General features: G+C 44.5%; 23 protein-coding genes and 1 pseudogene. 13 read left to right on the top strand and 11 right to left on the bottom strand.

Annotated features, from left to right (window positions below):
- Positions 1–220 precede the first annotated feature (220 nt).
- The 5 genes from L4D74_RS09930 to L4D74_RS09950 form a co-directional block, all read right to left on the bottom strand.
- Positions 221–859, bottom strand: a complete 639-nt coding sequence (locus tag L4D74_RS09930; RefSeq protein WP_428751987.1) for a hypothetical protein — start codon at positions 857–859, stop codon at positions 221–223.
- A gap of 12 nt (positions 860–871) precedes the next feature.
- Positions 872–1,870 carry a 5'/3'-nucleotidase SurE gene (locus L4D74_RS09935; RefSeq protein WP_428751988.1) on the bottom strand — a complete coding sequence of 333 codons (999 nt, stop codon included), beginning with the start codon at positions 1,868–1,870 and terminating at the stop codon, positions 872–874.
- Positions 1,871–2,005: 135 nt separating this feature from the next.
- Positions 2,006–3,088 (bottom strand): hypothetical protein, encoded by a 1,083-nt coding sequence (locus L4D74_RS09940; RefSeq protein WP_428751989.1) that lies wholly within the window; start codon positions 3,086–3,088, stop codon positions 2,006–2,008.
- Positions 3,082–3,906: a hypothetical protein gene (locus L4D74_RS09945; protein ID WP_428751990.1), complete on the bottom strand. Its 825-nt coding sequence runs from the start codon at positions 3,904–3,906 to the stop codon at positions 3,082–3,084. The genes L4D74_RS09940 and L4D74_RS09945 overlap by 7 nt, the downstream gene beginning before the upstream one ends.
- Before the next feature lie 463 nt (positions 3,907–4,369).
- The gene (locus L4D74_RS09950) at positions 4,370–5,254 is read right to left on the bottom strand and encodes a LysR family transcriptional regulator (protein WP_428751991.1); all 885 of its coding nucleotides are present in this window, start codon (positions 5,252–5,254) and stop codon (positions 4,370–4,372) included.
- 157 nt (positions 5,255–5,411) lie between these two features.
- Between L4D74_RS09950 and L4D74_RS09955 the strand changes: the two genes are divergently transcribed.
- The 6 genes and pseudogenes from L4D74_RS09955 to L4D74_RS09980 all read left to right on the top strand — a co-directional run bounded on the left by L4D74_RS09955 (position 5,412) and on the right by L4D74_RS09980 (position 12,801).
- Positions 5,412–5,813: a RidA family protein gene (locus L4D74_RS09955; RefSeq protein WP_428751992.1), complete on the top strand. Its 402-nt coding sequence runs from the start codon at positions 5,412–5,414 to the stop codon at positions 5,811–5,813.
- Positions 5,814–5,916: 103 nt separating this feature from the next.
- Positions 5,917–7,374 (top strand): aldehyde dehydrogenase family protein, encoded by a 1,458-nt coding sequence (locus L4D74_RS09960; protein WP_428751993.1) that lies wholly within the window; start codon positions 5,917–5,919, stop codon positions 7,372–7,374.
- Between the two features lie 93 nt (positions 7,375–7,467).
- Positions 7,468–8,457, top strand: a complete 990-nt coding sequence (locus tag L4D74_RS09965) for a membrane dipeptidase (protein WP_265674237.1) — start codon at positions 7,468–7,470, stop codon at positions 8,455–8,457.
- A 230-nt stretch (positions 8,458–8,687) separates the two neighbouring features.
- A pseudogene (locus L4D74_RS09970) lies at positions 8,688–10,199 on the top strand (BCCT family transporter); the annotation flags it as partial.
- A 137-nt stretch (positions 10,200–10,336) separates the two neighbouring features.
- Entirely contained in the window at positions 10,337–12,076 is a 1,740-nt protein-coding gene (locus tag L4D74_RS09975) for a hypothetical protein (RefSeq protein WP_428751994.1), read from the top strand.
- On the top strand, positions 12,070–12,801 hold the full coding sequence (locus tag L4D74_RS09980; protein WP_428751995.1) for a DUF3726 domain-containing protein: 732 nt from the start codon (positions 12,070–12,072) through the stop codon (positions 12,799–12,801). Before L4D74_RS09975 ends, L4D74_RS09980 begins: the two co-directional genes overlap by 7 nt.
- A gap of 179 nt (positions 12,802–12,980) precedes the next feature.
- Here the strand turns inward: L4D74_RS09980 and L4D74_RS09985 are convergent, their stop codons facing one another.
- Complete coding sequence (locus tag L4D74_RS09985; RefSeq protein WP_428751996.1) at positions 12,981–13,136, bottom strand: CCGSCS motif protein; 156 nt, start codon at positions 13,134–13,136, stop codon at positions 12,981–12,983.
- A gap of 289 nt (positions 13,137–13,425) precedes the next feature.
- Positions 13,426–14,868 carry a PTS transporter subunit EIIC gene (locus L4D74_RS09990; RefSeq protein WP_265674242.1) on the bottom strand — a complete coding sequence of 481 codons (1,443 nt, stop codon included), beginning with the start codon at positions 14,866–14,868 and terminating at the stop codon, positions 13,426–13,428.
- A gap of 264 nt (positions 14,869–15,132) precedes the next feature.
- Here L4D74_RS09990 and L4D74_RS09995 point away from each other — a divergent pair, with 264 nt between their 5' ends.
- Complete coding sequence (locus L4D74_RS09995; protein WP_265674243.1) at positions 15,133–16,332, top strand: enolase C-terminal domain-like protein; 1,200 nt, start codon at positions 15,133–15,135, stop codon at positions 16,330–16,332.
- Positions 16,333–16,378: 46 nt separating this feature from the next.
- Here the strand turns inward: L4D74_RS09995 and L4D74_RS10000 are convergent, their stop codons facing one another.
- Positions 16,379–17,086 carry a GntR family transcriptional regulator gene (locus L4D74_RS10000; protein WP_265674244.1) on the bottom strand — a complete coding sequence of 236 codons (708 nt, stop codon included), beginning with the start codon at positions 17,084–17,086 and terminating at the stop codon, positions 16,379–16,381.
- A 375-nt stretch (positions 17,087–17,461) separates the two neighbouring features.
- On the opposite strand from L4D74_RS10000, the gene L4D74_RS10005 reads away from it, so the two are divergent.
- Positions 17,462–18,298: a DeoR/GlpR family DNA-binding transcription regulator gene (locus tag L4D74_RS10005; RefSeq protein ID WP_428751997.1), complete on the top strand. Its 837-nt coding sequence runs from the start codon at positions 17,462–17,464 to the stop codon at positions 18,296–18,298.
- Positions 18,299–18,303: 5 nt separating this feature from the next.
- Entirely contained in the window at positions 18,304–19,344 is a 1,041-nt protein-coding gene (locus tag L4D74_RS10010) for an oxidoreductase (protein ID WP_428751998.1), read from the top strand.
- A gap of 154 nt (positions 19,345–19,498) precedes the next feature.
- Here L4D74_RS10010 and L4D74_RS10015 read toward each other — a convergent pair whose 3' ends face one another.
- The 3 genes from L4D74_RS10015 to L4D74_RS10025 form a co-directional block, all read right to left on the bottom strand.
- Positions 19,499–19,699 (bottom strand): hypothetical protein, encoded by a 201-nt coding sequence (locus L4D74_RS10015; protein WP_265674247.1) that lies wholly within the window; start codon positions 19,697–19,699, stop codon positions 19,499–19,501.
- Positions 19,700–20,126: 427 nt separating this feature from the next.
- Entirely contained in the window at positions 20,127–20,384 is a 258-nt protein-coding gene (locus L4D74_RS10020) for a hypothetical protein (protein ID WP_428751999.1), read from the bottom strand.
- Positions 20,385–20,618: 234 nt separating this feature from the next.
- The gene (locus L4D74_RS10025; RefSeq protein ID WP_428752000.1) at positions 20,619–20,927 is read right to left on the bottom strand and encodes a Fis family transcriptional regulator; all 309 of its coding nucleotides are present in this window, start codon (positions 20,925–20,927) and stop codon (positions 20,619–20,621) included.
- A 622-nt stretch (positions 20,928–21,549) separates the two neighbouring features.
- On the opposite strand from L4D74_RS10025, the gene L4D74_RS10030 reads away from it, so the two are divergent.
- From L4D74_RS10030 to L4D74_RS10045, 4 genes are all read left to right on the top strand, one after another.
- Complete coding sequence (locus tag L4D74_RS10030; protein WP_428752001.1) at positions 21,550–21,942, top strand: hypothetical protein; 393 nt, start codon at positions 21,550–21,552, stop codon at positions 21,940–21,942.
- Positions 21,942–23,006, top strand: a complete 1,065-nt coding sequence (locus tag L4D74_RS10035) for a hypothetical protein (RefSeq protein ID WP_428752002.1) — start codon at positions 21,942–21,944, stop codon at positions 23,004–23,006. The genes L4D74_RS10030 and L4D74_RS10035 overlap by 1 nt, the downstream gene beginning before the upstream one ends.
- A 611-nt stretch (positions 23,007–23,617) precedes the next feature.
- On the top strand, positions 23,618–24,142 hold the full coding sequence (locus tag L4D74_RS10040) for a hypothetical protein (protein WP_428752003.1): 525 nt from the start codon (positions 23,618–23,620) through the stop codon (positions 24,140–24,142).
- 628 nt (positions 24,143–24,770) lie between these two features.
- On the top strand, positions 24,771–26,066 hold the full coding sequence (locus tag L4D74_RS10045) for a DEAD/DEAH box helicase (RefSeq protein ID WP_428752004.1): 1,296 nt from the start codon (positions 24,771–24,773) through the stop codon (positions 26,064–26,066).
- Positions 26,067–26,168: the final 102 nt, after the last annotated feature.

Below are 26,168 nucleotides of genomic sequence, written 5' to 3' on the forward strand. Positions count from 1 at the left end.
TACATCGATTGGTTCAGCCGACTATAGGGGTCGTCCATTAATGGGGTATTCCTCTGTAATTAAGAGCCGACAGTAAATCACTTAGTCACCAGCAGCACAATAGCCTTAAATGTAACCAATGGTATCCGCCATTCATAAATTTATACTTGTCCTTTTGACATGAAAATAACCCTGACAAACACCGTTCATCAGGGCTAAGTTGTCATGTGATGATACTATTTCACTTAAACCAATACCCCGCTAAATCGCGGTTCGACGACGTGACGTAAATCGTATCCCCTTGCTGATTCAACGTTTCGCTATGGAGCATACTGATCGTCGCTACCGAGAAGCACTCGCCGGGGGGAAACTGAATTTCGTTTCCGCTGACTACATTTGCATACTGGGCGCAGTGACTAAACTCAACATATACCTGTTCATTCCCACGGGTTAGGGTCATGACTGAACCCTCTCGGTTTTCAAACCGGCCTTCCATATCCGAAATACTAATCTCATTAGAATCAAGGACCTTACCCACCATATTGGTCGCGATCCCTTCTACATAACACTGCTGCGTTTGATCGTTAAGCAAACACGTCGTATCAAGTTCGCTAAACGCCATTTCACCGCTTTGCTGATCGTAAGTCCCCACCGATAACACAGACGTGTTGTCATCCAACCGTTTCGTTAAATAGAATTGCCCGTCATTTACCGTTAGCTCATAACTCACCGCCGATTCTTCGATGAGTTGTGTGCCAACGTAAGTGCCTCGGTATTGCTCGACAAATTCGCCTTGAGAGGTAACATCAGTACCGGAGTCTGAATCATCACACGCGGTAAGCAATGCCAGTGTAGAAACAGCAAGTAATAATCGAAACATACCGTCCCCCACTTACAGTTCACGTAATTGATAGCGGGTCCACTCTGACTTAGCAGAGGTAGCTTGGACATTCGCTTCAATCGTCGAAATGGTTACATAGCCTTTGGATAACGCCACGCCTTCACTATCATCGGCTTGATCAGGGTAGTTTTGGTCAAGATCAATCACCACACCACCTTTATCAAGGTACATCTGTTTCGCCATTGCGAGTGCTTCTTCTTTGGTCATACCTGGGACATTGGCCATAATCCCTTCAGCCACCAACTCCATCGCCATGGCATTCTCAGACATATCACCAGCAAATTTCAGTACCAAGCCTCCATTGCCAGGGTTCCACCCGACTTTGGTATGCTTAAAGCCAAGGTGATTTTGCGGATCCACCGGAGTATTTACATTCAGCCCGGTGTAACGCGGCAACAAAGGCGCTCCAGCTTGTTGTTTTGCCACCAGCTCTTCTAGCAAGGCGACGACAATGGCAGCAACATAAGGGGCTTTTTCTTCGTCGCCATCAGCAGCGCTCACCGCTATCGCTGGTATTCCTTTCGCAATAGAAACATTGGCGGCACCCAACGTCCCTGAATTATTGGTTAAGTAACCTAAATTATTCCCTTCATTGGGTCCGGAAATGACGACATCTGGCGCCTGCCCCCACTTCTCTTGAGCATAGACATCAATCCCATAAAGCGCAGCCATGGTTGGCGTGCCCTCAACAAAGTCTTTGAATGCAACGCTCTCATCCGTGTCACCAATACAAACTTGATTGTTGGCCAACTGTTCTCGATTCACGTTTACCGCTTCAAAAAAGTGCACCGCGCCGCCTTTACCACTTTGCCCAGTACAAGGCGCAGACATAATAACGTCATGGCCTGCTTGTTGGAGTTTTTCATGAAGCACTTGAATATTATTGGTTGCCCAACTGTCATCGTTAGTAAGAACAATATTAAGTGCATTCGCATTAAACGTGGCAGCAAGACCAATGGCTAAAGACAGGGCTGCAAACTTGGTGTTCATGTTGATTCCTTTCCTAAAGGGTTAATGTCGCCAACTACATTAGGAAAGTGATGTGACAGTTTGGTTTCAAGCATCACTCTAACAATTTATAGATATCTCAAACTAGTAAGTAGTTGTTTTAAAGGGATTTAACTATCAACTATCAACTATCACCAACTTACTTGATTTTAATTGATACTGATATCGCCCAGTTTTCTGGTCTCTAGTTTTCGTAAATAAGAAATCCTCGGCACAATTACCAAGTTGGTTTAACAATTCATCCTTAATCTTATTTCGATTTTGATCGAGTGTTTTCGCCCGAAGCCCCTGTAGCTCAAGATCGTTAATTGCCCGGGCATGACCACCAAACTCACGCATCAGTTGGGCTAACTCCTCACCTGCACGAATGTCAGGATGATGCATCGACGGGTTAACGAAAGGAGGCAAACCATTTAGCTGTCTCTGGGCGTACCACAAATAATAGAAAAATGGCGTTTTAGGCATGACAATCCGCCGGCCGTCAATCACCACGGTCTGAGTTGTTGGCTCAAACTGTAATTCGTACGAGGGATTTATGACCAAGTCAGGTACTTGATCACCTATATTTAGGGCTTGTGGCGCTTTTATAGCCAGCGTTTGTGGCTGCTCTAAACTTGAGGTTAGTGCTACGTCGTTACCCTTTTGCAAAGGAGAGCGTGTATGACTACGCTCTCCCTTATGTCTGCGCCATAGCAATAGGATAAGTAGTGTGACAAAAACTGGGTTAAGTAATATCAGTGCCAACAGTTTGGCGTGTTCCCAAACAACCTCAAGTGACCAATGAACGCCATATTGGCGCTGGTCAAATATAAAGTGTACGTCTGCATCTACCGCTTCATTTGTTAAGGTTAGAGATATCTCTAAAACATTAACGTGCTTTACCACCGCCCCTAACCAGCCATAGTTAAAAGAAATACCTTCAATCAGTGTTTTTAGGCTCGCTTCACTTTTTAATACCAATGCATGGGCATCAAAACTGTTCACCGCAGCTTGCTGAAAAAGTATCGGGAGTTGCTGCTGCAATGCTTGAGCCAGACTCTTTTCCAGTATGACATTCACAACAAGCCAAAATAATGGGAAAGAACACACCGCGGTAATGAGCCCTAACCATTGCACAGCACCAACACGGCTCGCATATGGACTGAGATTAGCGGAAAGAATACGTTCCACATTCCAAAAAAATAAACGGCGACTTAGCATGACTCACCGCCATCAACCGCCGAAGAAGAAAACAAGCCATGCGTCTCTTGACTAACGAAATAACGCTGAATAACACACCCAATCGATGATTCAACCGTTGTCGCAAGAAACCAACTGCCGAGTGAAGGCATCGTTTTTAATAAGGTTCGTTGCTTCATTGGCCAGCTTGCTAACCCAGACTCAATGCCTAGCGCTGGAATAAAATCGACTTCCCGATTAGAAAAAGCGCGGATCATTTGTTCACGGTTATCAAACCAACGCAGTTGCTCTGCAGGCACCACTATCTGGCGCTGTTTCAAAGCCAATAGAGGAATTAAATGTCCAGACTGACTCTTTTTGTCGCGCAATAATCCTACCGTTCGTTTGTAAAATACACTCTGGGTGACCGAATCTAATCTCATCTGAGCATACAGATAAATGGGGTATTGAGGATAAGAAAGCAGTTCATGGTAAAGCGTTGCATAATCCGGAACCAAACCATTAAGCTCTCTATGACGACTCATTACTAAATCGAACTCTTGCAGGAGCAACTCGTCAGCAGACAAACTCTCGCGCGATTTCCACGAAATAATGACGTCTTGATAGTGCGTCCCCCTGAGCAGTTCCTGACAAAGCACGGTCGCCAATTGCTGCGCACGCCAATCGGTTGGAATATAGATTCGAAACGAATCTTGTCCTGTCGATTCACTTACAACACAGTGGGTTTGAGCCAACCACTCCGGCGTATTCACCGTAATTTGAGGTCGTATCGTATATAAATAGACACAAGATACCACCGCAAATAACGCGATAGCCTTGAGGTGTAGGTTAAATGACATAGTATTCCCTCACTATGCCTATCAAAATAATCTTCAAAGATGACAATTACATGAAAAGAGCCACATCATGCCAGAGTCATTAAGAAAACGGTCATCTTAGCTCTTAACCTCTAGCTTTAACTTTTAACTAGGCATTGAATAATGCTGGTACAACCATGTCTCTATACTCAATGAGCCCACGGTCATCACGAAAAGTACCGCAAGCAGCAGCCCCACTGCATACTGGATAACACTTAAAGGTCGGGGGCGGTTGAATAGTGTTGGGCTTAATCGACACAAAACGAATCGAAATAATACGAGCTCAGCTAACGTTAATCGCATGACAGTTATCCTGTTCCTCAATCTTTGCTCACCGATAGTACCCATCGGTCATGACAAACATATGTCTTCGAGCGAAACGTGACTCTGCAACCCTATTTTTCAATCGATGTCGTAGTCGTTGGCATAAGATCTCGTTGCTCCTTCACGAGTCGTTATAGTTTAAGTACTCCACACACAGGTCATAGAAGGCTTGCGCTTGAGGCGAAATGGTTCGCTCCGCTAAACGAAAGATGCCAATTTGACGTTCCAATGGCGGATCAATGAGCGGAATCCAAACCAATCGTGTCTCGTTCGTTGGGAACGCTAACTTAGGCAAGGTGGTAACACCAATACCCAGTTCTAATACCGAGAATAAAGACGTTATATTCTCGACAGAGTACAAAGCTTGCTCACTCAAAGCGCGTGCCGGGGTTGCATCCAGCAGTGTGCAAGTTCCATTACGAATAAATGGCTGCTTCAATAACGTTTGCCACTCAATACCATTAGGTTGCGATGCTATGGGGTTATCTTTCAAACAGACCACGCCTATTTGATCCGATATTAACGGGGTAAAATCAATCGTATCTTGTTCTAAATTGGAACTATTTCCTAACGCCAGATCCACTTCCCCTAAAAGCAATCTAGCTTCAACCCCAGCAGCATTATCATCGATTAAGCTCACTTCGACCTGCGGATACTTTTCACAAAATGCGCCTAATACGCTAGGGATTAATTTCGCGGCGACCGATGGAACACTGGCAATTCTCACCCTGCCTTGTTGCCCAGCCGCCGCCGCTCGGAGATCGTTATCTAGCGCTTTATAGACATTTAAGAATTTATGTACTTTTGGCAAACATATTTCACCAAAGGGCGTGAGTGTTGATTTGTTGCCCGATTCAAACAAAGGCTGCCCTAGAATTCTTTCCAGTTCTTTGATCGATGTTGATAGTGCAGCCTGTGAACGATTAGCCCGGTGGGAGGCGGCCCGAAATCCCCCTTCTTCGACCACCATCACAAAGTGATTCAATTGCTGAAGCTTAATCTGCATATGCTCTATCCCTTGCCAGCCCTTTATTTACCTTACTTAACGCAAGGTGATAAGTTTTTATTATCAAATGTAAGATATTTACCGTTAGATTTATCATATATCAGAAGGCACTATTTAACCATCTCGAAACATTACTGTTACATGGTTGGATATAAACGTGGACATTCAAACAAAAAAACGCCCAGTTAAGACTGAACTTTTCGCCTCAAAAGCACCGCTTGAATGGGCTATTGTCAATAATGGTACGCTTTATACCGCTCAAATTCCGATTGATACGACGGGCGCTGTCGTTGAAGGGGGGATTGAGGCTCAAACTCGTCAAACCTTTGCCAACCTCGCCCATACATTAGAGTGCGCTGGAGAATCTCTCGATTCCGTACTGCAAGTCTTGATTTACGTCACTGACCGAGAATATTTAAAAACCGTCAATGCGGTTTACGCCGAGCATTTCAACGCCCCCTACCCTAACCGAGCCGCCGTTGTCGTTGCTGGATTAGCGCGCGAAGAGATGTTGGTTGAATTCGTTGTCTATGCGGCCGTATCAGAATCACAGACATAAGCATGTCGCTGACTGACGACTAGCCCTGTTAATTATTGAATTACTTTACCTTTACCGACGTTGCCAGACTCACATGCAACCACATCATGACAAGGACACCATCATGACTATCGCTACCCTTCCTACTGAAAATGCACTTTATATTGCTGGAGAATGGCAATCTGGGATCACTACCATTGCCAATATCAATCCCTCTGATATCAGTGAAAACTTGGGGCAGTTCGCTCAAGCCAGCGAAGCGCAAGTTGAGCAGGCCATCTCTGCTGCTAAGCACGCGCAACCAGAATGGGAGAAAACCCCTATAGAACGCAAGCAAGCGGTATTGCAAGCCATTGGTGATGAACTCATTGCCCGCTGCGATGAACTCGGCACGCTGCTTTCTAAAGAAGAAGGCAAACCGTTTATGGAAGGTCGCGGCGAGATTTATCGCGCGGGTCAATTCTTCCAATATTTTGCAGCAGAAGTGCTAAGACAAATCGGTGACAGTGCCGACTCTGTTCGCCCTGGCGTCTCAGTTGAAGTGACTCGCGAAGCTGTGGGTGTCATTGCGATCATCTCACCTTGGAACTTCCCAACCGCAACGGCCGCATGGAAAATCGCCCCAGCGCTAGCATTCGGGAACAGTGTTATTTGGAAACCCGCTAACCTCACGCCAGCCAGTGCCGTGGCGTTAACCGAAATCATTCATCGCCAAGGCATTCCCGCAGGGACGTTCAACCTTGTCCTTGGCAGTGGCAGCAAGGTAGGTAACACCTTAATTAACTCGCCTGATATCAACGGCGTTAGTTTTACTGGTTCCGTTGAAACGGGTCGTAAAGTTGCGGCTGCGACGGCCCCTAATTTTGTTCGCTGCCAATTAGAAATGGGCAGTAAGAACGCCTTAGTCATCGCCGACGACGCCGATATCCAAATTGCCGTCGAAGCAACCATCGCAGGTTCGTTTTCTGGTGCGGGACAAAAGTGTACCGCGTCCTCACGCCTTGTGGTGATGGACGGTATTCACGATGCTTACGTCGAAGCACTCATTAAGCGAATGAGCGAACTTAAGGTCGGTCACGCACTTGAAGAAGGAGTGTTCATGGGGCCAGTTGTCGATGGCAATCAACTGGACGCCAATTTCGCGTGGATAGACAAAGCTCGCGAATGTGGCGCAGAGCTCGCGTTTGGTGGAGAAAAGCTCAACCTTAAGCATGATGGGCACTACATGTCACCCACTCTCTTTCTCAACACGAAAAACCACTGGGATGTAAACCAAGAAGAAGTCTTCGCACCAATGGCCAGCGTGATTCGCGTTGCTGATCTTGATGAAGCCATCGCAACCACAAACGACACGCGTTTCGGACTCACTGGCGGCATCATCACGCAGAGTCTACGTAGCAGCGCACTATTCAAACAACAAGCACAAACCGGTTGTGTCATGGTCAACTTGCCAACGGCGGGAACGGACTATCACGTACCGTTCGGGGGACGTAAAGAATCCAGCTTTGGACCTCGTGAACAAGGCCAGTACGCGAAAGAGTTTTATACCGTCGTTAAAACCGCATACCAACGTCCTTACTAAGACGCGTGCGTGGAGCTTTGCTATGCAAGGCCAAAGTAAAGCTCCCACTTCAATCGAAAACCCGATACGAACCCGTAAGCGTGAGGAATGGCTATGTACCAACAACGGATTGTTATAGATGGATTGCAGTACTGCAATTGGGACCGAGAATATTTTCAAACCCTAAAACGCAGTGGCATCACTGCCGTACATGCCACCATGGTTTATCACGAGAATGCCAGAGAAACACTCACTCGCTTCGCCGAGTGGAACTTAAGGTTTGAGCAAAACGCTGACCTCATTATGCCAGTACACTCAATGGCAGACGTTGAAACAGCGAAAGCTCAAGGGAAAGTGGGGGTCTTCTTTGGCGCGCAAAACTGTTCTCCCATTGAAGATGAAATTGGTCTCATTGAGGTCATGCGTCAGCAAGGGTTGCTGATCATGCAGCTCACCTACAACAATCAAAGCCTATTAGCCACGGGATGCTATGAAAGCCATGACAGCGGTGTCACGCGATTCGGCAAGCAAGCCATCGAAGAAATGAACCGAGTTGGCATGATCGTGGATATGTCACACAGCGCCGAGCGTTCAACGCTTGAAGCGATTGACTTATCTTCACGGCCCATTTGCATCAGCCATGCTAACCCAAGCTTTGCGTTTGACGCACTACGTAATAAATCCAACAACGTGATCAAAGCGCTCACCGCTCGAGGCGGATTAATTGGGTTTAGTTTATACCCCTTTCATTTGCCAAATGGCAGCCAATGCTCCTTGGAAGATTTCTGCCAAATGGTGGCAAAAACCGCCGATATGGTGGGGGTCGAGCACTTAGGTATTGGTAGCGATCTGTGCCTAAACCAACCTCAAGAGGTTCTAGAGTGGATGCGCAACGGGCGTTGGTCTAAAGCCATGGATTATGGGGAAGGATCAGCCAGTAACGCTGGATGGCCCGATGCGCTGCCATGGTTTTGCGGTAGCGCTGGAATGGAAAACATTTACAACGGATTAATGCGCCATGGATTCAGCGAATCCGAGGCAGGAAAAATACTGGGCGAGAACTGGTTTACCTTCTTACAACAAGGATTAGAGCCTATTTCGTAAAGTCGTAGCCCAAACATGGAACAGCCTGCTTAATAGCAAAAATAACAAAGCAGGTGTTAACTCAATCCTTTGTCGTGAACCCGAAATTCACGCAAAGAAACCTCTGGAGTCAGAGCATGTCAGATTTAACCAATAAAGTGAAAGCTACAAGTATCAAAGCTTCGAGAGTGCAGCCAGCGGAGATGACCGCTGCCTCCACTGGTGGCAAACAAGCCAGTACTGATAACGCAAGTACATACGAAAACCTTGGATTAAGCAACCCTGCCTTTTGGTACAGCGGCGGCTTCATCGGTCTTTTTGTTGCCATCGCCCTATACGATGCCAAGTTACTCTCTAATCTCGTTAACACCGGCTTTGCTTGGTCGGTTAATGTCTTCGGCCCTTATTGGCAACTCTTACTACTTCTGACTTTTCTTATTGGTCTTGGCCTTGCAGCAGGGCGAACAGGCAAAGTCATTCTTGGCGGAGTAAGCAAACCCGAAATGGACACCTTTCGCTGGGTGGCGATTATCTTCTGTACTCTACTTGCAGGCGGCGGCGTGTTCTGGGCAGCAGCAGAGCCTATCGCCCACTACGTGAGTCCACCACCTTTATATGGCGCGCAAGAAAGCACTTATCAAGGTGCGGTCAACGCCCTGTCTCAATCATTCATGCATTGGGGATTCCTTGCTTGGGCAATTGTGGGCAGCTTAACGTCCATAGTGGTGATGCACTTACACTACGACAAGGGATTGCCTCTTAAACCACGTATCTTACTCTACCCAGTGCTGGGAGAGCGCGCACTCAAAGGCCAAACAGGGGCCCTCATTGATGCCTGCTGTATCGTGGCGGTTGCCGCTGGAACCATTGGCCCTATCGGCTTTCTCGGCTTACAAATAAGTTATGCGCTTAATGCGTTGTTCGATATTCCAGATGGTTTCACTACGCAACTTATCATCGTAAGTTTTGCCATTGTGCTCTATACGTTGTCAGCGCTCAGCGGATTGAATCGTGGTATGCAGATGCTGAGTCGTTATAACGTGATCTTAGCGGTCGCGCTGATGATTTACATCCTAATTTTTGGACCAACCAATTTTATCGTAAATGGCTATATTCAAGGCGTAGGAAGCATGCTCAATAACTTCCTCCCAATGGCGACCTATCGTGGTGATGAAGGTTGGTTAAGTTGGTGGACGGTATTTTTCTGGGGCTGGTTCCTAGGCTACGGCCCGATGATGGCTATTTTCATCGCTCGCATCTCAAAAGGTCGCAGCATCCGCCAATTGGTGTCCATTATCAGTCTGGTTGCCCCACTGGTGACCTGCTTTTGGTTCACGATTGTCGGTGGCTCTGGCTTGGCTTTTGAAATCGCCGATCCTGGTAGCGTGAGTAAAGCATTTGAAGGCTTTAATTTACCTGGCGCGCTACTGGCAATGACTCAGCAGCTGCCGTTTCCAATGCTCACGTCCATTCTGTTTTTGATTCTCACGACGATCTTCATTGTCACGACGGGTGACTCGATGACTTACACCATTAGCGTGGTCATTAGTGGCGAAACCGAACCCAATGCGATTATTCGAACCTTTTGGGGGGTAATGATGGGGGTAACAGCATTAATCCTGATTTCACTTGGTTCTGGCGGCATCTCCGCGCTGCAATCATTCATTGTTATTACCGCTGTCCCCGTTTCATTAATTCTTTTGCCATCGCTTTGGAACGCACCGCAAATTGCGATGAAGCTGGCGAAGGAACAAGGATTGTAAGCGACATAACGTTCGCGACAAAAACAAGTTCGTCAGATAGGTGAACATACACTTAAGAACGACACGCATAGCGGAGCGAGTCACATCGCTCCGACTAGAACATCAACAATACTATAATTAAAATGGTGGTGAGCAACATGGATGCACATCCTACGACTTACACGACTACCCAACCTACACTACGCTCTGCTGACATCGTCATGGATCCGGCTAGATTAGGCGCAATGCATCAAAACCGAATCAGTTTTGTTCGCACGATCATTCGTAAAATGGCCAAGCAACAATGGACGGTATCCAAAGCCGACTGGCAACTTTCTCCGCAAGGGTTTGGTCATGTGACTTATAAGCTCACGACCCCTACACATACTTATCATCTAGTGGTATTTTGCGATGAGATCGCCGATGAAGATCGTAATGATCGCGTCATCGCTGAGCGATGGGATGTGACTTTCGCGTTAGTCGATGGCGAGGTTGATGTTGGACTCCTTGAGCAACTTCGAGCAAATGTCCCTTTACAAGAAGCAGGCAGAAATCCCAACAACGTTTTGGTGCTCGCTCGTGCCAACAAAAGTGTGCGTGTGTTCGAACACATCGTCAGTCACCTTGCCAAAGGTGACCAACCTAACCCAAGTGAACTGGCCAAGGTGGGTTATATTCTTAGAACGACTGCCGTTTATGGTAATGGTAAGTTTGGTATCGCAGACTTTAAACGACTAGAGAACAATCCCGATTTTAGTCAGTCATTTAGCGCCCAAATGTGCGCCGTTTATCTGCTACGTGAATTTAGCTTAGACTGGGTTAATTACCTCGCCACCCAACAAGGAGGCGAACACGCCACGTCACTAGCCCCATCACTGCAGCGTTATTTGGGCGTTGGAAATGCCACCGGGTTAGGTATGGCTCCTTATCTCATTAACCACCCAACGATCGTGGACCAGTGGATGACCACACGAGAGCAAGCACTGGCAGCGGTATTACATCATCCAGCGGAAGACAAACAATTATCTCCCCTTCAAGCGTTGCTCAGTAAAGCTCGCTTGCACTTACAGCAAGTGATCACTATTAACGATCAGCAGCGCCAATCCAATGCCAGCGCCATGGTTGAACTAGACCGCTTACAGCGTCAGCTACCCGTGTTAATTACGCAACATTCATCATGGGGGGAGATTATTCAGCATTGCACCGACATGAGCCTAGAAGCCCAAGAGATCGTTTTGTCGTGCTTAATGGAGGTCTACCCTGAATTGGTCGATACTTATCAAGAACAGATGAACAGTGATGAAACCTTGTTCTTGCCTAGTGGCAAAAAAGTTCATGATCTGCAGACGACAATTGAACGCGCCTACCAATGGGCTATCGATATCGATTTTTCTCTACCTAAAAACCACTATTGGTTTTGGTATCGCTCGCAAGACAAAGAAGAGCCCAGACTTGGCATTCGCGGAGAGGAGCTTGGCGAGGACAAAGAACTGCCGCTGGACGTAGCGCGCCAAGTTAACACCCTCTATCACGCATTGCGTCAACACGAGTCCGAGTTATCACTGGCTGAGTTTCTGGTACAGCATCCTCAGCACCGTGCGATTGCAAGGCGTGTTTGGACGCTCGGTCATAAAGAAATGGGCGATATTCAAATGAATGTGTTACATAAAGACGCATTGCCAATGCATCTACTACGCTGCAAGCTGGCGGTATTTGGGGCGACCAAGTTTGACCCGCGTTCAGACCGTTGGGTTCGCGTCACCTTTTTCCAAGGCGCCCCTTTACTCGATGAAGTTCACAACAATACCTTCGAGGATAATTGGATTTTCCCGCTATTACCAAGCAGCGAATCATTACAAAGCAACGAGCCGTTATCAGGAGGAAACGCATCATGTTAGTCTCTCATAATGAATTAGTCGCCGCGGTTAATAAGGCGTTTCTTGGTATGCGTCGCTCATGCGGAGAAGCTGACGTCATTGCCAACATGGTTGCCGATCTACAAATGGTTGGACTGCACGGGGTGCGTCACTTTAATAACGCCAGCCGTTATATTAGCCATGATCAAGATTGCCCAGCTGATATTACGCTCGCTCAGCCACAACTCATCAGTGTTGATCTTCACCGCTGTAGCTTAGCGTGCCACCTTCCAGTGATAATGGACTACGCCATTGAAAAAATGGTCGGCTCAAAGTCGATGACAATCGAACTGAATCATTGTCACAATCGCTGGCTGGCCTACAGTGAATTAGTCAAACTGGCAGCAAAAGGCATCGCCTGTATGGCAAGGTGGACCAATGGCAGCAGTCCTAAACATACCATGTATATTTTAAACCGCGGCTGTGTAGCGCCCGAATTATTCTTGTCAGATGCGCTAGAAGCACCGGAGTCAGACAGCAATAGCATGGTCATAGAATTATCCACCCAAGACTTCAACGTGAAGGCGCTTTCGCGAGGCTACAGCGTCCATATCGACTCTAATGAACTGTCGCAAGCGCAACAAGATGCTTGGCATAATGGTATTAATGTTGACTCTCAAGAGTGGGGACAGCTTAAACAAACGGCAACCGCGATACTGGTGGAAAACAGTGAACAGTCGGTGAAAGGGGCTGGTGAAGTGGCTTAGCTACCTGTTTAGTGATGGCCTTTGAGATTATGATCATTGGCATTACCGCCTTGAATCGCATAATTTCTAGTCTGACTGTTCTGTAACATCAATTGATAGCGCTCGTGGTTCAGATAAGCTCCGATCCAAAGCGCTATTCACTTTATCAACCCTATTTTGAACGGTCGATCTTTATTGTGTTACGAGCATGAACCACAGCAACCCGTTGGGGTATCATGCTTGCTTTTACCCTCGGCATTATTCTTATCCGCCATCTTTTCCGATGAGCTAGGCTTCTTTTCTTGGGTCGCTTGGGCGTCTTTCTTTTGAAAAATTTTCTTAATTGATAATGTCATGTCTGATTCCAAATCTGTTGGCTAAATAGTAGTCGCACAATACCATAGTAAAATAGTCAACTATTGATCTCGCACATCTTTTCTGTGCTTAACCTCAAACAGTCTATACATGCATACCAACAACACACATGAGCTGGCCGATGAAAAACGCGGCATCGCGACTCGATCAAATAACACACAAAAAAGCCCGCTCACTTATGAACGGGCTTAGTCTCTATTTATAGCCGTGCTCTTTGTGTATGAATACTCACGAACTCGGCTATTATTGTCAGCCAGTCACTATAGAAGCTTACTTGTCATCTAACTTAACAAACATCGAGGTTAGGACAAAGGAGAGAGCAAACACGCCGCAAACACCCAGCACCGCTTGAATAAAGTTTTGTGTACCACCCGATAGATACGCAGGCAAACTAAACACTGAAGACAAAATATAGCTAGTAAGATGCGTATCAATAGTCACAGAAATAGCACCAAAGATACCGGCCGCTAAGCTCGCTGTCAGCATCGCTTTGGTGTACTTCGTTAACACACCAAATAACGCAGGCTCTGTAATACCAAGAATTGCCGTAATGCCAGAACTCACTGTAATTGATGACTCTTCCTTAGACACGGTCTTGCGTTGCTTGTGCCAAATCGCCATGGTCGCCCCTGCAATCGCCAGATTGCCTAAACACATGATTGGCATTAGCAAATCTTTATTATACAGCGCAAAGTTGTTCAAGCTGATCGGCGTCATGCTGTGATGAATACCAAACACAATTGTAATTGGGCGAGTAATACCAAATACAAAGCCAGTTAACGTTGGGGAGATTTCCAATAGTGAACCCACTACCCAACCCGCACCATTACTTAACCAAATACCTAAAGGTCCGACAGCAGATAGAGTAATCGTCGACGTAATCGCAAACGCAAACAACGGCGTAAACACTGGTTTTGCCACAGATGGGATCAGTCTATCGACTAATGGCGTCACTTTAGACAGCAACCAAACAGCAAGTATCGCAGGAACGATAGCACCGCCATAATTGAGCAGTTCAACAGGGATAACTCCCATAACTTTTAGCTCAGCAAGCTCTCCAATGCCGTTTAACGCCGCTGCCTTATCTGCTAATTTTGGTGACAGCATCGCCGCTGCCACTGCCAACGCAATGTATTCGTTGACTCGAAACATCTTCGCAGCAGAAAATGACACCAGCATCGGTAAGAAGAAGAATACCGCGACTGAGATAGAGCGGAAAAAGAATACGGTATCTGAATCTTCGGAAATAACATTGGTCGCAATCAGTCCCGATAGTAGACCCATCAACATACCTGCACCTGCAATCGCCGGGACGACGGGGCCAAAAATACCCGCTACGATGCGCATCGCACCTTGGAACAATTTGCCTTTACTTGCCGTTTCTATCGCTTCTATGGAATCATCGTCAGATGCTGTGTTAGCAGGCAGTGATTTAAACCACTGCTCTACTTCAACGCCAACAATGACTTGAGTCTGTCCTTCCTGAAAAACCACGCCTTTTATACCATGAATACTCTTTATCACTTCGCCATCGGCAAGCGATTCATTTTTCAATTTGAATCGCAGACGCGTCATACAATGCGTCGAGTCTGCAATATTGTTAATGCCCCCAAGAGCATCAACCAACAGGCCTATTTTTTCTTTTATATTCATATTTTTAGATGAGGCTATCTTTGCTGGATCCAATGCATCCATAGGTTCATTCGCTTGCATATATCGTCCGAATTCTTATTTTATGATGAATTTGTCTGTTTGTATAATACGGAGACGGCCTATAAATCCAACTCGAAAAAGTGAGAAAGCAATCACACTTCAACATCGAATTTAGCACATTTCATGATATTTCCAGAATTGGTCTGTTTTTCATTAACTATTACCACTAATAATGAACCAATAAAAAATAGGCTATTTTTTACTTGATCAAACCTGTTTTTAGCGGTTAGATAATAGCAGTTAATTTATATAGGCAGCATCATTGTGAAAGAAACCATTATATCTGGTATTGAATGTATTATTACCAAACCAGACAGGCATAATTTAGTCACTGTCATTGTTGAAACCAATGCTGGTGTCACTGGCTATGGCTGCGCGACGTTCCAACAACGCCCACTCGCGGTTAAAACGATGGTAGATGAATACTTAAAGCCTCTGCTTATTGGGAAAAACGCCAATAATATAGAAGATTTATGGCAAATGATGATGGTTAATGCTTATTGGCGTAATGGCCCAGTTATTAACAATGCTATTTCAGGCGTTGACATGGCACTTTGGGATATTAAGTCCAAACTTGCTAATATGCCTTTACACCAATTATTTGGTGGTAAGTCTCGTGATGCTATTCCTGTATATACTCATGCCACGAGTGATTCAATGGAAGGTATTTACAAACTCGTTGATGGTTTCCTTGAACAAGGCTATAAACATATTCGCTGCCAACTTGGTTTTTACGGTGGTGTGCCAGAAAATATCCATACAACAGAAAACCCAACTTCTGGATCCTATTACGACCAAGACCAGTATATGGATAACACGCTGACCATGTTTAAATCGCTTCGCGAGAAATATGGTAATGAATTCCACATTCTCCATGATGTGCATGAGCGCCTATTCCCTAATCAAGCGGTGCAATTTGCAAAAGATGTTGAGCAATACAAGCCATTCTTCATTGAAGATATCTTGCCGCCAAGTCAAACCGAGTGGTTAGATAATATAAGAAGCCAAACCTCGGTATCTCTTGGGCTGGGTGAGTTATTTAATAATCCCGAGGAATGGAAGTCTCTTATTATTAATCGTCGCATCGATTTTATCCGCTGCCATGTTTCACAAATTGGTGGTATCACACCGGCACTAAAGCTAGGGTACTTCTGTCAACACTTTGGTGTGCGTATCGCATGGCACTGCCCGCCAGATATGACACCGATTGGTGCCGCAGTAAATACTCACTTAAACGTTCATTTGCACAACGCCGCTATCCAAGAGCATGTTGAATATAAAGAGAATACCCATGCGGTGTTCCCAAATGCACAAGAACCCAAGAATGGGTATCTTTATGCCTCTGAAGTCCCTGGTATTGGTGTTGAGATGAACCGCCAAGCTGCTACTGACTATCCAGTGGAATATCGTCCACATGAATGGACACAAAGCCGCTTACCTGATGGCAGTATTCATACACCTTAATGGGTGGGTACTATTCTAACCCATGAATAAAATAGCCGCTTTGCGGCTATTTTTTATCTCGATATTGAATGTTTTTACTATTAAATGGGGTGTGATACGTGCATTGATAATTTATATCTATAATATCACTGACAATAAACACTTCACCATTCGAGAGAAAACCACGGTTGGTAATATTCATTGCCGCTGCACCACGCTTACAATCTAGCAGTTGTGCTTCTTCTTTTGAAGTATTTACTGCACGGTAGGTTGTGAGATATTGTTCAATATCTAAACCTATGTCGAGTGCGTGCTTTTGCAAAGAGTTTTCTATAATCGTATCATTCATTTTTGGAAATAGTTTTACCGGCATTCTCGCTTCTTCTACTTGAATGACTTTTCCATCAATGAGCCTTAAGCGCTTTACATTCCATATATAATCGTCATCGTCCAAAAGAAACACACGTTTCTCATTTGAATCCATCACTCTTTTGTTCAATGTCAGCTTACTATACGACATACTCTTGAAACTATTTTCAGTAATAGAGTTATACACAAGGGGGTTATTATTAATGTCTCCATTAATAAATATACCAGAACCAGACTTCACGGTAACAATACCGATAGATTCTAATTTTTCTAGTGCTTTTCTTATGGTAAACCTAGACACCTCATAACTTTCTGCAAGCTCTCTTTCTGAAGGCAATTTCATCGTAATAACATTCTGACAGATCTTACTGATAACGTCTTGAACGATAAACTCATATTTTTTCATCGGATTATGAAAACCTAGTAATTAGAGGGGCTAAAAGAGTGTGAATACAACATTGCACATAAACTATCGACTATCGACTATCGATGCTAGCTTTTGAAAATACTTTACCTAACTCCATAATTTTAGGCGACTATTCTCTTGAGATCCATCTTTATTAAAAAGTTCTCTCTCGTCCTCTCGCTATCAAAAACACCACTCCCGAAAGGCCGTCTCTATCGTGAAGCCCCCCACTGAACAGCAAAGATTGTACGATGACTAAGCTAACGCGTGCAAAACCACTTAATATACCTTACAATCACGCAAAACCACTTAATCAAATTCCATTACGTTAACAAACACAATCATGTTAACTGCCTCATATGGCACGGTTTGAACATGAGTCTACCGATAACGATGACGCAAAACGCTATGACACAACAAGCTATGACCCAAGATGAACGATTACTAGCAATGCAAACCTTGCTCAATCAAAAAGGCAAAATTACCCTTAATGATCTCTGCGAGCAATACGCGATCTCCCGGGATTCTGCTCGACGTGACCTCGTCAAGCTTGCTCAACAACCCGGTATACAACGCATTCGTGGTGGTGCGATAATTTCTCCGGTCACTCCATATGCAATAGCCTATCAGCAAAAAACCATTAGTCAGGCAAAAGTGGACATCGGCCAACTCGCCGCCAGCCTAGTTGAAGCGAATGACTATGTACTGCTTGATACGGGAACGACAGTAACTGCAATGGCAACGTACCTACGCGCCCCGCTTACTGTCGTCACCAATTCGGTCGATTGTTTATCAACACTCACTCGTGGCGCAGACTCAATACACAATGCAGAGCAAAAGATTGGGGTTCATATTTTGGGTGGGGAGTTTGACGTGTTTCATCGTGCCATTCTTGGCAGTAATGCGACTAAGCAATTAGAAAGCTACCGAATTAACAAAGCATTCATAGGGGTTTGCGCCTTATCAGAACATGGAGTTTCCACCAGCAGCGAAGCCGAAGCCTCGATGAAGCAAGCGATGATCGCACAAGCTGAAACGACCATTTTAGTTTGTGATAGCAGCAAGTTTGGCCAGCAAAACTTTTTCCAAGTTTGCAGCTTTGAGCACGTTGATGTGATCGTTTGCGATCAAGCCCCGCCCGCTAACATTGCCAGTCAGCTTGCCAAGCACGATATCGACATCATTCTTACGACCCCTTCGACGAAGAGTTAAACACTATGGATTTTACCCCTATCAAAACCGCCGTCATTGGTTACGGATTTTCAGCAAAAACTTTCCACATCCCATTTATCAGCAGCATGGCTGAATTTGACCTGTGTGCGATTAGCAGCAGCCAAGCGGAGTCCGTTACCAATGATTGGCCTACCGTGGCGCATTATCACACCGCCGATGAGCTGCTCAATAACAGCGATGCTGAGTTGGTGATTATCACCGCACCCAATGACGTGCACTTTTCATTGGCGAAAAAGGCCCTAGAAAATAACAAGCACGTCATCATCGAAAAGCCATTTGTGACTCAGGTAGAAGATGGCGAGACTCTCGTTGCGCTAGCCGAGAAACAGCAACGTGTACTCAGTGTTTATCATAACCGCCGTTGGGATGGTGATTTTCTTACCGTCAAAAAGCTCATCGAAGAAGGTAAGATTGGCGACATTAAACACTTCGAATCTCACTTCGACCGTTTTCGTCCAGAGGTTCGTCAACGCTGGCGTGAACAAACCACAAATGGTGGCGGCATTCTGTTCGATTTAGGTTCACACCTTATTGATCAATCTTTAGATCTTTTTGGTTTGCCGGACGCGATTACCGCCCAATGCTTGATGCTAAGAGAAGGCTCTTCAAATGTGGATTACTTCAATGTCACACTGCATTATCCCACCCACGTCGCGCTGTTACACGGCGATCTCTTTAGCGCTGCGCCAAATCATCGCTTTAGCGTCAAAGGTACGAAAGGTAGCTATGAAAAATTCGGTCTCGATCCCCAAGAAGAACGATTGATCGCGGGTGTTTCGCCATCAGAGCCAAATTGGACAGAAGAAGCACCGGAGCATTACGGTAATCTGTATCACGCAGACTCCGTCAACACGGTGGTTACTGAGCCAGGCAATTACCAACACTATTTTGCAACCATGGCAGAGTCGATACGCAATAACGGTCGCCCACCTGTTGAAGCGAACGACGCGATTTGGACCATAAAAATTATTGAACTGGCGATGGAAAGCAGCCGACTCGGTAAGACCTTAACCGTTGAAAAGTAGTGGTTCAAAAGGAGCGATGAAAATGGTTCGGAACAGGAACGCTCTGTTTCGATACCAACGAGCACGGCTTTCCAACGTTAGTCAAAAAGTCGTGCTCTACAAAAGACATCAATTCGATGAAGTGAGCCGAGTGTAGTTTGCTAGGAGTGATTCTCTAGGAATAGACAATATCGCTCTCGATATAGTCTTCATCACTAAACCAAGTAACGGTGCCCACGTAGCCATTTTCATTCAGTTTGGTATCAATTTGCGCCGCAATTCGTGCGGTCATTTTGATCCAACCCTCTTCGTTTTCTAACCCTTCTAGCAATTCACCGGCGATAGCTTGCGCTGCCGCATCCAATTGCAAACTCATATAATGCATTCTTAGTTACCCATTGATGATACGATTCATCGTCGCTACCGTACGACAATTCGTCTGTCGCTTATCGACGTTACGACAGCTGAGCGCGCATTATGAGGGGAAACTCAGAAAACTGTTAGTGAATTTGCTCACTTAACCGCACGCGTCGTCATCACTTAATGAAAACAATCACCACAAGCATTCTTGAAATCGAATCGGTGAAATGATGGGTTCTGTAATTCTCACAAGAATAGTCTATTTGTTCTTATGAGAATCTCGATATTTTTTTGCAATCCACTGATGCAAATGAAGTCCTGTTTTACGCTTTAGGAATATATCGACCCCAGCTAAAATCAATAGCCCAATTATTGTTCCCATAATCATCTCCATGCTTAACTATAGTTTGTAAGTCAATCGAATCAACACTATCGAATTAAACCTAATCCATTGACTTGATTAATTTATCTACATTAAGTCCACCAAGTTCCTCTAGGTTACTTTTAATCTCTTCATCTATTGATAGGTGACGTTCGACTTTCTTTACTTCCTTCTCAAGGAATTTTTCAACTTCTTGAGATACGTTGAACATCAACCCTTGCTCACGTGCTGATTTTCTAGCTCGCTTAAGACGAAAATCTAAGTCTGATGAAATTTTAATGTTTAGTGATACTTTGGATTGTTTTTTCTGTAATGACATGTCGACTCTCTACTTCAACTTAATAACACCATAAACTTTTCTACCTTTTTAGCAAGAAAAATAGGTATTAAGTGTGACTAAATTGGAATCAGAACAGATAAGATGACTGTATATGAAGAAAATGTGCAAAATACTTTAGGTCAAAGGTAAGTTTGCCACGGTCAGAGCGGGGATAAGTGAACAAGAGTTCATCGCACTGATTCAGAGGGTAGACATTAGCCTTCTGGCTTTATATCAACTCTCGAACTTTTCTTGTGCATCGTAACTAATTTGCTTCTCTACATTCTTTAGTTGGACCCCAGCCTGGCTGAACGCCTTTTGGATGGTTGTTGAGACATGCTGCTGGCCGTCTCCCATTAAAAAATTGGTTCTATCTAGATTCGTTTCGAATACGCAGATAATTTTTAAGCTCTGTGGGAAGGACGAGAATTTAACCTTATGAGTCACCCAAACAAAACCGTCATAGCCTTTAAGGGTATCTTCACAAACTTTGGTTAACACTTCTCTAATCAGATTATCGATCTTCTTATCGGATTTTCGCATCAAGAAAATTTCCTATTTGTAGTGGATGAGTAACTATGACTGCATACTTTGCGAGCCCAATATTAGAAAAAGTATGTAATACAACAAGCTTTACTATTCGATTATACCCGCACCAAGCTCATAAAGGGGCAGAAGCGCGTCAGAATGAATGCTACAACGGCCTCTTGCAAAGTTGGTATTAGAGTCTATCCAACAAGCTGATTCGAGTTATTTTCTAATTGTGCAGCAGCTTGTTGCACAATTAGAAAATAGCTTGTTGGCCAAATCAATCTTATGATGATTTTCTAACATCTAAACTTGTTTTGGAGCAGAGCCAAGTAAACCATGAGCCAGTGGGTTCCACATCGGACACTTTGCACCAACTTAACCACATTGTTCTTTCCATCAAGGTCATTGGCAGATCTCATTGAGTAACGAGTGACAAACCTATCATAAAATCCAATACATTCAGACTGTACAGTTCAGTACTTCGAACCTATGATGCGCGTTTACAGCATCTAAGTGATTCGGCTCAAAGAACCACTTGCTATTTTGTATTATTAATAACTTATCAAGATGCCAGAGGGATACTGGTTCACATGTTAGAGCATAAAGGATCGCTGCATGTTAATAGAGTATTGAAATGAAATATGCCCTTCTTACTAAAAGAAAGTCAGTCGTAATTTGTGAGGAAGATGAGGTTGAGAGCCTTTCTAAAAAAGGCTACAAGCTCAAGCGTGAAGCTGACTCATTACAAGTACTAGAGATAGCCAAGCGCGATATTGAAGCTACCTTTTCAAAGAAAAAGCGTCGTCGCTACATTATTTTACTGGTTCTCTTGTTCGTGGGTTACTACTTCTTCCAGCTTTACGTTGGTGATGAAAGAGCTGGACAAGTTTTTGGTGAAAAAGGCGAAGCTTCTACGAGAGACTTATGTGCGGCTCGTTCAGAATTAGGGTCGATTGCTCGAAAAGGTTTCGACGACAGAGTTGACGGTGATTTAGGAATAGAATGTGTACAGCTAGGTATCAATTAATGATTATTCGTCTTTTTATTATTCTAGTTTTAGCTTTGCCAACTATGGCACATGCGATGTCTGCGCAATCCAAGTTAGACCAACTAGCGCCTGAATATAGAGACTGGATTAACAATTCATGCTCAAAGTCTTTGGGTCCATCATCTTGGAGCTCTTGTGTTAACCGCGATGTGGCTGCAATAAATAATAACTTTCCGGATAAAAGGCTGAAAGACGCAGAGCCTTCGATACGTAAGTGGGTGAACAATTCATGCTCTCGCTCCTTAGGTCCGAGTTCGTGGGCTTCTTGTGTCAATCGCGATTTGAACGCATTTGATAATGACTTTCCGGAATCTCAGCTCTCATTACTTAATTCATCGAGACAAGCTTGGGTGAATGAGTCCTGCTCTCGTTCCCTTGGTCCTAGTTCATGGAGCTCTTGTGTTAAACGGGATTTGAAAGCATTTAATGATGACTTTCCAGAGGATCACTTAGCATCTCTTGATTCATCTACTCAGGCGTGGATAAATGAGTCCTGCTCTCGCTCTTTAGGCCCTAGTTCATGGTCTTCTTGTGTTAAGCGAGACTTGAGAAGCATTGCTCAAGCAGCACCTCAGAAAGAGAAAGCAATCGAGAAGAAAGTTCATAAAACTTCCCACTCTCCGCAGGCTCAGCGAGCTAGTAATGACATAGTTACCAAATGGGAAGTAAATACCAATAACGTAGCTTTTCTTTCGATTAACAATAACATTTTCTCTGACTCGGGAACTGCTCTGGTTGCTTGGCCTATGAATAATGGCGAGATTACTGTTGGATACGCGACATTATGGGGGAATCCTGAAGATCTTGTATGTGATGAGTCAAGAGAAACGGTTCATCGCATTAATGGGCAAGCGGTTAGGTTTACTACTAGTCGTGTTGGCAAAACACAATGTATGGAAACTCCGAAGTCAGTTGCGGGTAGAAAGTTTGTCGCTGAAGCTTTTGTTAATGGCACATATGTACAGTGGAACAAAGTTCGACTCTCGGCGATCGGTTTTACTTCGGCTATGAATAGAGTTGCTGATGGCTATAACGCACTGTAGCTATTTGGTTGGGTTAAAAATCAAATGCTCTTACTTGTCGGGATGTTTTCTATGGTACTAACGTGCACCAATCCAAAGAAAGATGGTGCACGTTTATTAAGTCCTTGAGGAAAGTACTACTAACCATCTAAACAGCAGCCCAGTCTCAAACTGTTTGATACGCTGAAATGATACGCTGTTTGAACCCGCCAAACTGAACTTCATCGGGAAGGCTTGTACTTTTGGTGTGTGTCCTTTTATTCTTTTTTTTGGAAAACAATAGAGATTGATTAGGTTGAAACACTTTTGGACAAAAGCTACTTAGGGTAATCACGTAAACTAAGGAAATGCGGATAACTTTAAATATGGAAAAGTCGCTTAGTGAGTGTCCAGTTTCTCAGATGCAGATCATGCCTTCTTCTTTTGGTACTTGCGCTATGGTCAGGTTATGGGATGGCCATAACTTTTTGAGGACTGCCTCTTTTCGCTCTATTAAGTATCGTTCCACACGTTCTCTTTACGCCCTAACTGGTTAAAATTTGATATTGCCAGATAGGGCTAACCTGCTGTTATGTATACAGAGCATTGATCAATCATGGTATATTTAACCATTAATTCAATCTTGGGCTCTTATGAAAGAATCAACAGTAACATTGATACTTCTAGTTTTCCTGATGTTAGTTAGCTTTTATGGAGGTATGGCAACTAACGCCTCTGATCTCACATCATGGGAATTCTTGAAGGACGTTTCAACGATTGCTGCTGGATCCGCGACTGTTGTTGCTTCCTTTGTTGCGTTGTCCGCTCTACGTACATGGAAAAAATCCGCTTCGCAAAAACTAATACCTGACACGGTTGCTGAAATAGAAGAGCGTACAATCAGGCTTTATTTTGAATGCAGTCGCTTGAGAGAAGCAAGCAGCCTTGCCGATGAAGTAGATGTCGAAAACTACAAACGAATTACCATTCTTTCTATGAAACTTAGACTAAGAGGGTTTAGTCCTCCTGAGCTAGATGCATTGTTAGAAGCATGTAGAAACGTGATTAGCAAGGTGTTCATTGAAGATGTTGAGATTGACGTCAAGGAAATACCTAAACATGACTTAGAAAACTTGCTAAGGTCACTTACAAGTTTCATTAGTATATTTAAAGTTTAAGACCCATAGATTATTAGACTCATTTAAAATTTAAATAATCTCTAAAATTAGGATCAACGGTCAGTCTGAACAAATAGATCCGCAATCTTTTCAACGAACTCAGGGGAAGTGAAGTCAGCACCTTTCCAACCGTCCTCTGTCCATAGGCGTCTTAAACGAGTCTTACAGTCTCAAATTTGCTGTTGATATACTCGATTGACCTTAATATTTGTGCTCAGCAACTAGAATGCGGGGTTTATGACACGCTTACACCTATGTGACTTAAATATCGCCTTCCTAGTAGGTGCTTAACTGCATATTAGGTTGGTTAGGATATTTTACTCAAATGACACCTATTAGAACTCATACGAGCAATAGTTCTAACACGGAAAGGGCCAGAAGTGCTTTAGCTTACCTACCCCCCATCCAACTTGATCCCGCCAAAAACGATCTATCTTTATTGTATCTGAACAAACTTTATTACCTTCCGACACCTGTCATTGTACAAATTTACGTCAACACCTAAAATTAGTCACCACAGGCACTGATTATTCCTCTATAATCAGCGACCGTATTTTTGGTCAGCCGCTGTTTGCTACTTTTTGTGTTGAAAAGCACCCATAACAGCCACTGCTTTTAGGAACAAAGAATGTCATTTTTATCACAAGGTTTTTCAGCTGATATTGTGCGCGCACTAACTGAGTGTGGTTATGAAAAGCTCACTCCCGTTCAACAACAGGCTATCCCACACGCTCGTCGTGGTGCTGATATCCTTGCACATGCACAAACTGGCACAGGTAAAACCGCTGCATTTTCTTTGCCTATTATTCAGCAAATGGTTGAAAACCCGCAATCACGCCGCCGCTCACAAGTCCGCGCACTAATTCTTGCACCAACTCGCGAACTTGTTGACCAAATTGCACATAACATCGAGAACTACACCAAGTACGTAGATATCTCGGTAGCCGCCGTATTTGGTGGAGCAAAAATGTCCTCTCAAGAGCGTAAACTTAACGCAGGCGTAGACGTCCTTGTTGCTACACCAGGTCGCTTAATCGAGCACCTTGAACTGGGTAACATTAGTTTTGCTAGCCTCGAGTTTTTGGTTTTTGATGAAGCCGACCGCATGCTAGACATGGGCTTTATCAGCGCGATTCGTACCATCATGAATGGCATTGCTCAGCACCCACAAACCATGCTTTTCTCAGCAACGTCATCACCACAAATGAACTCGTTAGCGCAAGATTTATTGCGTAAACCAAAGCGTATTATTGTTAATGCTGAAAACTCAACAGCAGACACAGTTGCTCACGTTGTTTACCCGGTCGATGAAGACCGTAAGCGCGAGCTACTGTCTGAATTGATTGGCAGAAAAAACTGGCAGCAAGTACTGGTCTTTGTTAACTACAAAGAAACCGCTAATGAAGTGGTAAAAGAGCTTAAGCTAGATGGAATCAACGCGGTACTTTGTCATGGCGATAAGGCACAGAGCGCCCGTCGACGTGCGCTAGACGAATTTAAGTCTGGTAAAGCCCGCGTGATGGTAGCAACCGAAGTTGCCGCGCGCGGTTTAGACATTCAAGGTTTACCGCATGTGGTTAACTACGACATGCCATTCCTTGCAGAAGACTACGTACACCGTATCGGTCGTACGGGACGTGCAGGACAACAAGGCCATGCCGTTTCATTTGTAAGCCGCGAAGAAGAGCTGACACTTGTTCAAGTTGAAAAACTGATTCAACAAAGAATTAAGCGCGTTCAACTGGCAGGCTACGAGCCGGCAAGCCGTGATGCTCTTTTGACGAAAATGCAAAGCAAACCTGCTTTTAAAGATCGCCAAGGCCGTACTAACAATTCAGACGAACAGAGCTCGGCAGAGCGTCGCCTTCGTTTTGCTCGCGCGATTAAAAACAAATCAAACAAAAATACCCGCTTAAAAGGGTAAGAATTAGGTAAGGGCAGTGAAGCAAACTGCGTTCATCGGTTAACTTGTTGCTCCCCCATGATTAATAAAAACGGCCTGGCAAATCTTGCTGGGCCGTTTTTT

Source organism: Vibrio cionasavignyae (assembly GCF_050337155.1).
GTDB classification, from domain to species: Bacteria; Pseudomonadota; Gammaproteobacteria; order Enterobacterales; family Vibrionaceae; genus Vibrio; species Vibrio nomapromontoriensis.

Coding starts and splice junctions, on each gene's coding strand:
- L4D74_RS09930 (WP_428751987.1), bottom strand. CDS start 859: ATGTTTCGATTATTACTTGCTGTTTCTACACTGGCATTGCTTACCGCG.
- L4D74_RS09935 (WP_428751988.1), bottom strand. CDS start 1,870: ATGAACACCAAGTTTGCAGCCCTGTCTTTAGCCATTGGTCTTGCTGCC.
- L4D74_RS09940 (WP_428751989.1), bottom strand. CDS start 3,088: ATGCTAAGTCGCCGTTTATTTTTTTGGAATGTGGAACGTATTCTTTCC.
- L4D74_RS09945 (WP_428751990.1), bottom strand. CDS start 3,906: ATGTCATTTAACCTACACCTCAAGGCTATCGCGTTATTTGCGGTGGTA.
- L4D74_RS09950 (WP_428751991.1), bottom strand. CDS start 5,254: ATGCAGATTAAGCTTCAGCAATTGAATCACTTTGTGATGGTGGTCGAA.
- L4D74_RS09960 (WP_428751993.1), top strand. CDS start 5,917: ATGACTATCGCTACCCTTCCTACTGAAAATGCACTTTATATTGCTGGA.
- L4D74_RS09965 (WP_265674237.1), top strand. CDS start 7,468: ATGTACCAACAACGGATTGTTATAGATGGATTGCAGTACTGCAATTGG.
- L4D74_RS09975 (WP_428751994.1), top strand. CDS start 10,337: ATGGATGCACATCCTACGACTTACACGACTACCCAACCTACACTACGC.
- L4D74_RS09980 (WP_428751995.1), top strand. CDS start 12,070: ATGTTAGTCTCTCATAATGAATTAGTCGCCGCGGTTAATAAGGCGTTT.
- L4D74_RS09985 (WP_428751996.1), bottom strand. CDS start 13,136: ATGACATTATCAATTAAGAAAATTTTTCAAAAGAAAGACGCCCAAGCG.
- L4D74_RS09990 (WP_265674242.1), bottom strand. CDS start 14,868: ATGCAAGCGAATGAACCTATGGATGCATTGGATCCAGCAAAGATAGCC.
- L4D74_RS10000 (WP_265674244.1), bottom strand. CDS start 17,086: ATGAAAAAATATGAGTTTATCGTTCAAGACGTTATCAGTAAGATCTGT.
- L4D74_RS10005 (WP_428751997.1), top strand. CDS start 17,462: ATGAGTCTACCGATAACGATGACGCAAAACGCTATGACACAACAAGCT.
- L4D74_RS10010 (WP_428751998.1), top strand. CDS start 18,304: ATGGATTTTACCCCTATCAAAACCGCCGTCATTGGTTACGGATTTTCA.
- L4D74_RS10015 (WP_265674247.1), bottom strand. CDS start 19,699: ATGAGTTTGCAATTGGATGCGGCAGCGCAAGCTATCGCCGGTGAATTG.
- L4D74_RS10020 (WP_428751999.1), bottom strand. CDS start 20,384: ATGTCATTACAGAAAAAACAATCCAAAGTATCACTAAACATTAAAATT.
- L4D74_RS10025 (WP_428752000.1), bottom strand. CDS start 20,927: ATGCGAAAATCCGATAAGAAGATCGATAATCTGATTAGAGAAGTGTTA.
- L4D74_RS10030 (WP_428752001.1), top strand. CDS start 21,550: ATGAAATATGCCCTTCTTACTAAAAGAAAGTCAGTCGTAATTTGTGAG.
- L4D74_RS10035 (WP_428752002.1), top strand. CDS start 21,942: ATGATTATTCGTCTTTTTATTATTCTAGTTTTAGCTTTGCCAACTATG.
- L4D74_RS10040 (WP_428752003.1), top strand. CDS start 23,618: ATGAAAGAATCAACAGTAACATTGATACTTCTAGTTTTCCTGATGTTA.
- L4D74_RS10045 (WP_428752004.1), top strand. CDS start 24,771: ATGTCATTTTTATCACAAGGTTTTTCAGCTGATATTGTGCGCGCACTA.